At 45.4% G+C, this 10,380-nt stretch carries 8 protein-coding genes; 3 read left to right on the top strand and 5 right to left on the bottom strand.

Annotated elements, in window-relative coordinates:
- Positions 1 to 72: 72 nt before the first annotated feature.
- Positions 73 to 1,512, top strand: a complete 1,440-nt coding sequence (locus VN105_RS20285) for a sensor histidine kinase (protein ID WP_325643601.1) — start codon at positions 73 to 75, stop codon at positions 1,510 to 1,512.
- A gap of 65 nt (positions 1,513 to 1,577) precedes the next feature.
- A complete protein-coding gene (locus tag VN105_RS20280) occupies positions 1,578 to 3,020 on the top strand; it encodes a hybrid sensor histidine kinase/response regulator (protein ID WP_325643599.1) in 1,443 nt (480 codons plus the stop codon).
- A gap of 45 nt (positions 3,021 to 3,065) precedes the next feature.
- Here VN105_RS20280 and VN105_RS20275 read toward each other — a convergent pair whose 3' ends face one another.
- The 3 genes from VN105_RS20275 to VN105_RS20265 all read right to left on the bottom strand — a co-directional run bounded on the left by VN105_RS20275 (position 3,066) and on the right by VN105_RS20265 (position 7,224).
- Positions 3,066 to 4,502: a sigma-54 dependent transcriptional regulator gene (locus tag VN105_RS20275; RefSeq protein ID WP_325643597.1), complete on the bottom strand. Its 1,437-nt coding sequence runs from the start codon at positions 4,500 to 4,502 to the stop codon at positions 3,066 to 3,068.
- 72 nt (positions 4,503 to 4,574) lie between these two features.
- A complete protein-coding gene (locus tag VN105_RS20270) occupies positions 4,575 to 4,943 on the bottom strand; it encodes a response regulator (protein WP_325643595.1) in 369 nt (122 codons plus the stop codon).
- A gap of 7 nt (positions 4,944 to 4,950) precedes the next feature.
- Positions 4,951 to 7,224, bottom strand: a complete 2,274-nt coding sequence (locus tag VN105_RS20265; protein WP_325643593.1) for a glycosyltransferase — start codon at positions 7,222 to 7,224, stop codon at positions 4,951 to 4,953.
- 419 nt (positions 7,225 to 7,643) lie between these two features.
- On the opposite strand from VN105_RS20265, the gene VN105_RS20260 reads away from it, so the two are divergent.
- Complete coding sequence (locus VN105_RS20260; RefSeq protein ID WP_325643591.1) at positions 7,644 to 7,922, top strand: hypothetical protein; 279 nt, start codon at positions 7,644 to 7,646, stop codon at positions 7,920 to 7,922.
- A gap of 38 nt (positions 7,923 to 7,960) precedes the next feature.
- On the opposite strand, the gene VN105_RS20255 is transcribed toward VN105_RS20260, so the two are convergent.
- Both VN105_RS20255 and VN105_RS20250 read right to left on the bottom strand, forming a co-directional pair.
- On the bottom strand, positions 7,961 to 8,983 hold the full coding sequence (locus tag VN105_RS20255) for an NAD(P)H-dependent glycerol-3-phosphate dehydrogenase (protein ID WP_325643589.1): 1,023 nt from the start codon (positions 8,981 to 8,983) through the stop codon (positions 7,961 to 7,963).
- Between the two features lie 122 nt (positions 8,984 to 9,105).
- Positions 9,106 to 10,380: efflux RND transporter periplasmic adaptor subunit (locus VN105_RS20250; RefSeq protein WP_325643587.1), on the bottom strand; the 1,275-nt coding region annotated here is incomplete at its 5' end.

The raw sequence follows: 10,380 nt of genomic DNA, 5'->3' as shown, positions 1-10,380 counted from the left end.
TATTTTTTTAGTATTGAAATTCATACATAAATAGTAACTTGAAATGCTTTCTCAACATCTTTATACTTACAGATGCATTTTTCTGTACACAAAAAAATACGCCTTGGTTTTTTCATTGCATTTACGGTCATCGTGGCGGCCTCCGTGTTTTCCTACCTGGTGGCCAAAAACCTGCTGGATAATGCCGGCAGACTGAATCATGCCATTGAAGTATCGAAGCGGCTGGAAGTTATTACCCGCCAACTTAAGGAGGCCGAGGCAGCCATCAGGGGGTATACACTTACGCAAGACAGCTCATTCCTGGATCCCAGTATGCAGGAGCGCAGTAACAGGATTGAAAGGGAATACCTTCTGCTCCGGAAAATTACCTCCGACAACCCCGTACAACAAAAGCACCTGGATACGCTTCGCCAGTTGCTGGCTGTCAAATACCGTCAACTGCAGCTGGGCGGAGAAAATTCAACCCAGGTAAAGCAGCTTTCGAAAGTGAAAGAAGGAGAAAGATCAATGGACATTATTGATAACAAGGTGCGTGATATGACCCGGATCGAAGAAGGCCTGGTACAGGAAAAATCGGAACTGTTTCATTTCTTTGCCGTGATGTGGGTGCCCATGATCTTTATCTCTTCCCTGGTGGCTATCGTGATAGGTATTTATTCCTATGTTACACTAACCCGGGAATTTAAATTACAGCTGCATATCGAAAGCAGGATGAAATCTTACCAGCGCGACCTGCAGCAGAATATTTCCCTGTTGAACAAAACCAACCAGGAGCTGGAACAATTCGCTTATGTGGCTTCACACGATCTGCAGGAACCGTTACGCAAGATATCCACCTTCAGCGACCGGCTGCAAATGAAGTATAAAGAACAGCTGCCCCCAGACGCCATTCAGCTGATAGACCGTATGGTATCTGCCGTTTCGCGGATGCGGGTGCTGATCAACGACCTCCTTGTTTTTTCCAGGGCGGGCCGTATCACTCCTGAGAGCATTACCCCCGTGGATATGAACAGGCTGTTACAGGAAGTGCTCAGCGACCTGGAGGTAACACTGGAGGAAAAGAATGTACAGGTAAAATATGATCAGCTGCCTGTAATTGAAGGCAGCGACACCTCTTTTCACCAGTTGTTCCAGAACCTCCTGGCCAATTCCATTAAGTTTGCCAGCCCGGACAGGCCACTTCAAATCAATATCCATCACCAGCTGTTGCGGGGAAAAGAATTAGGGGTTGTAAAGGAAAGCCGCTGGAACGACAGCTACTGCCGCATTAGTTTTGACGATAATGGTATTGGCTTTGAGCAGGCTTATGCCGACCGGATATTTCTTATTTTCCAGCGCTTACATGGTATCAGCGAATATTCAGGCACAGGCATTGGGCTGGCTATCTGCAAAAAAATTGTAGACAGCCACAACGGTTTCATCCAGGCCTATGGCGACCCCGGAAAGGGCGCTACCTTTGTTGTTATTTTGCCGTTAAAACACAGATCCAGGAATGATGAAGCCGCTGATTAGTAAAGGTTAGCACCGTTATTGCTGTAATTTTCGTCTTTAATTGCCAAATTTTCTAATCTCTTACAATGAGCGAGCGCCCGATACACATTTTAATGATAGATGATGACGAAGATGATTTCTTTCTTGTAACGGAACTGCTGCATGATATTTCGCCCGGACAATATTTGCTGGAATGGGCATCCACTTACCAGAAAGGGCTGGCTGCCATAGAAGAAAACACACATGATGTGCTTCTTGTAGATTACCGGCTGGGCCCTAATACAGGTATAGATATTCTTCGCAGATTGAATGAAATGCATCACCAGCCACCTGTAATCATGCTTACCGGAAAGGGGGATTATAGTATTGACCGCGAAGCCATGCAGGCTGGTGCGTACGACTACCTGGTAAAAGGCGAAATGACGGCCGACCTGCTGGAAAGATCTATCCGCTATGCACTTGACGAATTTAGCCATCGCCGGTCTATTGAAGAAAGTGAAAAAAAATACTATGGCATCTTTGAAAAAGCACACGACCTGATAGTACTGGCAGATTGCGACCGGAATATCATTGATGCTAATCCCGCAGCTTTAAAAACACTTCGTTATAACAGGGAGCAGATACTTAAACTACACCTGCGTGATCTTTTTATCTCCAAAGAACAAAGTGAAAACTTCCTGGATAACATCTGTAACAATGGCACTGCCAATTCACAGGAATATGATTTCAAAACAGCAGACAACAAAAAGCTGGTAGTGCTGATCAACGCAGTAATGCTGGACGAAGCTGCACAGATATTTCTTTGCGTGATCCAGGATATTACGGATAAAAAAAGGGAAGAACAGGAAAAACAACACCAGGAAAAATTTGTGATCACCGGCCGCATCGCCAGGGTGATTGCCCACGAAGTGAGGAATCCGCTGACTAACATCCTGCTGGCGGTAAGCCAGTTTAAGGAAGAAGAGCAGGTAGTGGCGAATGATGATACGGTTATGTATACAGATATCATTGAACGCAATTGTACGCGCATTAACCAACTGATCACAGAACTGTTGCACAGCACCCGCATGATTGAGCTGCATGTGGAACCCCAGGGAATTAATACCCTGATAGAAAAAGCACTGCTGCTATCCGGCGACCGGCTGCAATTAAACGGAATGCGTGTAGAAAGGAACCTGATGACTCCGGATGTAATGATCAATGCAGATGAAGAAAAAGTAGTGATTGCATTCCTGAATATTATTATCAATGCCATTGAGGCAATGGTACCGGGGAAAGGAGTACTCACCGTTACTACGGTGCTTAGCCAGGACAAGGTAAAACTGATGATCAGTGATAACGGTTCCGGTATTGCGGAAGACAAGCTGGCGCGTTTATTTGATCCTTTCTATACCAGTAAAACGAAAGGGACGGGGCTTGGGCTTACCAGTACACAAAACATCCTGTTAAATCATAAAGGAACCATACACGTAGACAGTGAACAGGGAAAGGGGTCGGTGTTTACAATAGCTATTCCCGTATTGGGATAATTTATTTACCGGCAAACAGGTGTTTGCCGGTAAATAAAAATAGGATCAGTAATTTATGTTCAGCAACCGCAATTTATTGTACAAGGTTTTGCGGTCGATATTTAATACCTGCGCTGCTTTTGTTTTATTATACTTCACTTCTTTCAGCACATTTATAATCTTATTATATTCTGCCTGAAGCGCTACCGTTTTAAGGTCATTATCGTTGGAAATAAGCGCCAGTTCACCGGATATATGTACTTCCTCGGGGATCTGGTTAAATGATTCCTTCATTTCCAGGGGTAATGCCATCATGGTAATATCTTCCATTTCAGGCGTAAGCAAACAGGCTCTCCTGATCACATTCTTCAATTCACGGATATTACCGGGCCAGTTGTATTGCTGGAAGCAATCCCATACTTCAGCCGAAATTTTTCCGCATGATTTATCCAGTTCTCTTTCCACCTGGTTTACAAAGGCGGTAGTGAACAGCGGAAGATCTTCCCGGCGTTCCCTTAAAGGCGGAATATAAATGGTAAATTCGTTCAGGCGATGGAACAGATCTTCCCTGAATTTGCCGCGCTGTACTGATTCAGAGAGCTTTTCATTGGAAGCTACTATGATGCGTACATCAATTGGCACTTCTTTTAAACTACCTACCCTGCGTATCACTTTTTCCTGCAGCACGCGCAACATGGCCACTTGTATATCGTATGATAAGTTGGAGATTTCATCCAGGAAAAGGGTACCTCCCTGCGCCTGTTCGAAAGCGCCTATTTTGGTATTGATAGCGCCGGTAAATGATCCTTTTTCATGGCCAAACAATTCACTGGCTGCCAGCTCTTTGGAAAGGCTGCCACAATCCAGAGCCACAAATGGTTGCTGGCTTCTTTTACTATGGTGATGAATAAGATGCGCCACCGATTCTTTGCCGGTACCGGTTTCACCAAAAATGATAACACTGTAGTCGGTAGGCGCTACCAGCTTGATCTGTCTTATCAGCTCTTTCGCGCCGTCACTTTCACCATAAACATATTTGTTGTTCTTATCGTCCTGGTTGCGTGACAGTAACGTTTCCCGTACTTCTTCAGGTTCACTGCCAGACTCCACTGGCCTGGAGGCACGTCTTTCCTGCTCTGCTTCTTTATGAGCAAAGGCTTTGTGTACAAGATTCAGGATCTCATCGGGATACAAGGGTTTGGAAAGATAATCGTATGCACCGTTTTTCACCATTTCCACGGCTACTCTTACATCTGTATACCCTGTAATAATGATAACAATGATAGAAGGATTTATCTGGTGGATATCCTGCAGCAGTTGTGCACCATCCGTGTCCTTCAGCCTGTAATCGCACAGTACAAGGTCATAGGTCTTTTCTTTCAGCATTTTGAGCGCAGCTCCCCCGGTCATGGTGGTATCTACGTCAAACCCATGTTTTCCGAGAAATTTACTCAGTAATGTACAGATGTTAATTTCGTCATCTATTATTAGAATATTTTTCATACTTCTTTAATATAGTGGTAATTGGCAACAGAATAGCTGGTTTAAAATTACTGATTATAACTAAAGGCGTTCTCAGCTTTTTATTTTGATACTCCCCATCAGCTCATCTACATTTTTGAGACTGAAAGGTTTAGCCAGAAAAAACGCGGCGCCGGCCTTCAGGGCGGTTTGCTTTTCCATCGCATTGTCATAAGCGCTGATCGTGATTACGGGAAGCGTGGGACAACGTTCCTTGATCACGGGCAATGCTTCCAGGCCCGATCCGTCGGGCAGGTGGATATCCAGGAACAGGAGGTCGGGCTGATGTTTGAAAATGGATCTCATCCCTTCTCCCAGTTCATGTACGTATTTCACATTATATCCGTGACGTACAAGCGTTAATTGCAATAATCTGCATATATCCGGCTCATCATCTATAATCAATATACTGGGATACTTCATGCTATTGTCAGTTGTAGCCAAGTCGGACTGGCGCCAGGCTGTTTTGTTTTGGTCTAACATACTTATGTTTGTTCCATTGTTCCATTAATAATCTGGCAATCAGGTAACATACAGTAGATTCAGCGCCCTGGTTCTGGTTTATATTGTTCTTTTCCAGGCCATCGTAACAACCATAAGTTAATGGATTATAAACAAGTTGTTTAAGGTGATTATTGCCTAAATACCAACTGAATGCCAAACGCATCTTTTCCAGGTATGAATTATTTTTTGTGATATTATAAAACATATTTAATGCCAGCATGGTGTATGCTACTTCGATAGACTGCTCTCCTCCGTCTTCCGGCTCCCCGGTACTGTTCCTGTGGTACCAGGTTTTGTTGCTTATTACCTTCATATGGCTGTCTGTAAAGGTTTTGCTGCACAGGAAGGCAAGGCTGTTTTCAGCAGTCTGGCGGTATGCTTCTATTCCTGTTACCTGGTAGGCCATCATCATGGCTTCAGGCAGTACGGCGTTACCATAAGTAAGATAGGATTCATACCAATGCCAGTTTTCATCCGCTTCCAGTTTATAACGTTCATACAATTTTGCAGCCAGATGCTGCAAAATTTCCACTGCTTTATCACCGGGCTTGTAAATAAGGAAATAGTACAGTCCTTTTATGGTGAATGCCATAGCTCTGGGCGAGTTCAATGTGTCCATCCAGCTGAGGCATTTGTTAAACATGGCAGATACATCCTGCACGGCGTCAAAAGGAAGATGCCGGTGTGAAGCGAGGGCATAGCCCAATGCCCATACAGCGCGGCCATTGGCGTCTTCCAGGTTTACTTCATCGTTCATTTTATTGAATGCGCCGCCAACATCCACATAGTTGAGGAAATTCCCGGAAGGTTGCTGGCAGTAACGGATAAAATCGATGTATTTGCGGGTGAGCGCGTTCACGAAACTGCTGGATTTCAATTCGCTGGCGTACATGCAGGTGGCAATAAGCGCCCTGGCGTTGTCGTCCAGCGTGTATCCGAATGCAGGATCGGGAATGTCGTGCCTGGAGAATTGCAGCATTCCTACTTCATCGGTCATACGGTCTATATGATCCAGGTAAGGTGGGGGCAGGTTCGGCAGGATCTTGTCTTCCGCCAGTGCTTCACTGATCACGCTCATGTGTGCAATGGCCACATTTTCCCAGATGGAGCTGCGTGTTTTTTCAATAGCCGACCGGCTCATTTCCGCGCGCAATGCGGGGTCACCGAGCAGTTGCAATGCGCAGGCTGCAATTTGCTCGGGGTTATTGAAATCAACCAGGCAGCCAACCCCGTTTTCCAGCATTTCGCGGGCCTGTACAAAGGAAGTGGATATCACCGCGCAACCTGCGCTCATGGCGTAAACGAAGGTACCGCTTACAGCCTGGTGCGGGTCTTTTGATGTAAAAAGATATATATCGGTAAGTGATAAATAGTCGAGTAAAGTTTTGAGGGAGAGATAATTATTTACGAATCTCACATTCTTTTCCAGGCCGAGTTCCGTTACCAGGCTTTCAAGTGATTCGCGGTATTTTTCTCCTTCCCTGGCGCATACCACCGGGTGGGTTTTTCCAAGCACCAGGTAGATGGCATCAGGATATTGCTTCACGATGTCTTTCATAGCCCGGATACCTGTTTCAATACCCTTATTTTCGCTGAGAAGACCAAAGGTGCTCAGCACCATCCGTCCTTCCACATTATACTGTTTTTTCAGCACCTGTACATCCTCTACGATGTGCGCATGGGTGCCGTGGGGGATGTGTACAATCTTTTCCGCCGGTACATGATATACATCCCGCAGTAAATCGGCCGAAGAGCGGGTCATTACAATCACCTTTGCTGCAAGGGCGCTGATGAGGCTTACTACTTTTGTGCATTTATTATCAGGGTAGGGCAACACGGTATGAAAGCGCACCACAAAAGGCTTATCCAGCAACGACAGCATGGCCAGGAGATTATGTCCGTATTCTCCTCCATACAGGCCAAATTCGTGCTCAAAGCAAACCAGGTCTATTTTATCGTTTTCATTTATTTTCTGTGCGAAATCAATACAGTTGTCAATATTGAAAGGGTTTACAGAATAGGTAACGGGGGCTTCTTTGGGATTGGCAGGTTTCCCCGACTCTTCCAGCGCTGCCACCTCAATATTCATATTCCCGGCAAAGTTTTTATTCATTGCATTTACCAGGTCTTGTGCAAAAGTTGCGATCCCACACTCACGCGGCGGATAAGAAGTAACAAAAAGCAAGGTTCTAATCTTCATGATAAAAATTTTATACTACGCAGTTAACAACTAACCAGGTCCTCCATTTCCGGATCGGGACAGAGGATGATCCAAATATTAATCCAATGCCTGCTGCAGTGTGTTTGCACGGCATGGCCCGCCAGGAAACGTAGAAATAGTTCTACACATTTTGTACCCGGTCCACAGGTAGTAGATGGAAAAATAAAATGAGGGCATTTACATTCTATTAACAGTACATATAAACATAAATACTTACAATTGTAATGTAATTCATTGCCAGGTGAGGTATTATGGCACAAATGACAACATTATTAAGGAATTGGGCGGGCAATAATGTTCTTTTGTCCATTTCAGCTTATTTTAGTTGAAGTAAGTATCCAGGCTACCATTAAGGGCGAATTAACCATTCCATTTTCTCATTTAAACCACCCGGCGTTATGCGAAACATTGCATGTACATTTAATGTAGATGGCGTACCTACCAAAGTCTGTTTGAGGAAACTACCCCGCCAGCGGCGCTTTCAGGCCATTATTGACCGTAATATCACTGAATATGTTATCTCGGACGAAACAAACGAGATCGAGTATTATGAGGGGCCGGTGTTAAGTGACTATCTTTTTACGCGGATTGCCGGCCTTATCAGGCAGTATTTCCCGAATGTACGGGCCATTATGAAGATCGGGGAAGATAATTATGAGGACTATGATGATTATTAAGCTGCTGCCAATGGGGGATGACCGGCAGCCACCAACATTTATATAAACCCTTTTTCAAGTGAAAGAAAAGCCTCTGAAGGATGCACCTGCTGCCATAAGATAGCATACACCGCCTGGGCAACCGGCATGTAAGCCCCGATGTTCCTGTTCATTTCATGCATACATTTACTGGCATAATAGCCTTCTGCAATCATGTTCAGCTCCAGCTGAGCGGCTTTTACGCTGTATCCTTTCCCGATCATATTACCAAAAGTGCGGTTACGGCTATGCAATGAATAGCAGGTAACCAGTAAATCGCCCAGGTACGCGCTGGCGCTGTAGTTATGCACTACCGGCTCGTTACCGGCCACCATGGCTTTCTGTTCTTCATACTTTTCCAGGAAGCCCTGCATCTCCCGGAAGCAGTTGGTAATAAAAACGCTCAGGAAGTTATCTCCATACTCCTGCCCATGCGCAATACCTGCGCCCATAGCATAAATATTTTTAAGCACTGCCGCCAGCTGCACGCCTATCACATCTGTGTTTACAGTTGTTTGCAGGTAGCTGCCGGTAAATTTGTCGGCCAGCGCCTGCGTGGTAGCCAGGTGGGTACCTGAAAACGTGAGATAAGACAGTTTTTCACTGGCTACTTCCTCCGCGTGGCAGGGCCCTGTAATGGTAAAATACTGGTTGCCGGGTAAATTAAATTGTTTGTGCAGGTATTCGCCTATCAGGTCGTTGGTACTTGGTACCAACCCTTTGATAGCAGAAATGACTTTTTTATTGATCAGCGCATCTGCGGGCAACCTGCCTAACACATCTTCCAGAAAAGCACTGGGAACCGCCAGCACCAACTCATCGCAGGCGGCTGCAACAGCGCTTACATCACTGCTCAGGCTAAGCAGGCTTGTATCAAAATATACCGAAGTGAGATAATGTTTGTTATGATGACGTAGCTGCATATGGCGGATGGTTTCTTCATTTCTTATCCACCAGTGTATATGATGCCCGTTATCTGTCAGGATCTTAGCCAGGGCAGTGGCCCAGCTGCCACTGCCTATAATTCCGATGCTCTTGCTCACAATGCAAATTTTTATGCAATGTAATTAAAAAGCAATAAAGCAGTTTTGGCGGTACCTTATAAAAGAAAGGGAAGACTACTCAGTCTCCCCCTTTCTTTTATATAGAATGATGTATACAGGTGTTACTTGGCACCGCCTTCAAACAGCTCGGCTTTAGGTACTACTTTTACTTTCTTGCCGTTTTCGAGGGTACGGGAAATAGCAGTATAAGGGGCGCTGATCACCTGGTCGCCTGCGCTCAGGCCGGAAGTGATCTGGATCCAGGCATCGTCCTGTACACCGGTTTTAACGTGCACCATTTTAACGTTACCATCTTTCTGCAATACAAATACTACCTCGTTTAACACGGGCTTGGTATCGGCAGAAGAACCCGGCGTGGTGTTATCCTGTTCAGGCGCCTTTTTATCGCCCTTGGTAGAATCGGCATCGCGGGTGGTAACTGAGTTAATAGGAATAGCGAGTACATTATTTACATGCCTGGTTTGGATATCCACGCTGGCGCTCATACCAGGACGGAAAGGAAAGGTTTTTTTGTTTTTATCGAGGAGGTCCTGGTAGCTTTCCTGCAGGATGCGTATGTGTACAATATAGCTGGTTACCTGTTCCGCGGAAGAAGCAGTAGTTACAGTAGCTGTGGCAGCACCTTTGCTGGAACTGGCAATTTGCGTTACAATGCCTTTAAACTGGCGGTTATTATAGGCATCCACTTCAATGATAGCGGTATCGCCGTATTTCACTTTAGGGATATCATTTTCACCTACATCTACCTGCACTTCCATGGTATTCATATCAGCAATACGCAACATTTCGGTACCGGTCATCTGCGCAGTACCTACCACGCGTTCTCCTTTCTTTACAGAAAGCAGGGAAACAATACCGCCCATAGGTGCGGAGATGGTGGTACGGCCGAGGTTCTTGTTGGCTTCATTCAGATTGGCCTGCGCACTGGCAACGGCAAATTTATTCCCGTTGATCTGCTGCACAGCAGCATTATAATCTGCCAGCGAGGCGAGATAAGTTGCTTCTGCTGTTTCAAATTCAGACTTTGAAATTACTTTCTGGGCAAGAAGTTCCTTGTTCCTGTTATAAGCGGCCTTGTTCTGATCGAGGCGGGCTTTGAAGGAGTTGAGCGCGGCGGCCGAATTAGCCAGCTGGGCTTGTGTTTGGCTCATAGAGGCGGCAGCCTTATCTACCATCGATCCATAGATATCAGCGTATATCCGTGCCAGTACCTGTCCTTTTTTTACGGAATCGCCTTCCTGGATGGGCAGGTCGGTGATTTCACCGGAAACATCGGAGCTTACTTTTACTTCTATTTCAGGGTAAATTTTACCACTGGCGGTAACCACTTCTATAATATTTCTATTAGAAGCTTTGTCTACAGCAACTTTAATTCC

Source organism: Chitinophaga sp. (assembly GCF_035564935.1).
Taxonomy (GTDB): Bacteria; Bacteroidota; Bacteroidia; order Chitinophagales; family Chitinophagaceae; genus Chitinophaga.
This window is presented reverse-complemented; position numbering and strand designations above follow the sequence as displayed.

What these genes read in the sequence shown, in the direction of transcription:
- VN105_RS20285 (WP_325643601.1), top strand. Translation starts at nt 73, where the DNA reads ATGCATTTTTCTGTACACAAAAAAATACGCCTTGGTTTTTTCATTGCA.
- VN105_RS20280 (WP_325643599.1), top strand. Translation starts at nt 1,578, where the DNA reads ATGAGCGAGCGCCCGATACACATTTTAATGATAGATGATGACGAAGAT.
- VN105_RS20275 (WP_325643597.1), bottom strand. Translation starts at nt 4,502, where the DNA reads ATGAAAAATATTCTAATAATAGATGACGAAATTAACATCTGTACATTA.
- VN105_RS20270 (WP_325643595.1), bottom strand. Translation starts at nt 4,943, where the DNA reads ATGAAGTATCCCAGTATATTGATTATAGATGATGAGCCGGATATATGC.
- VN105_RS20265 (WP_325643593.1), bottom strand. Translation starts at nt 7,224, where the DNA reads ATGAAGATTAGAACCTTGCTTTTTGTTACTTCTTATCCGCCGCGTGAG.
- VN105_RS20260 (WP_325643591.1), top strand. Translation starts at nt 7,644, where the DNA reads ATGCGAAACATTGCATGTACATTTAATGTAGATGGCGTACCTACCAAA.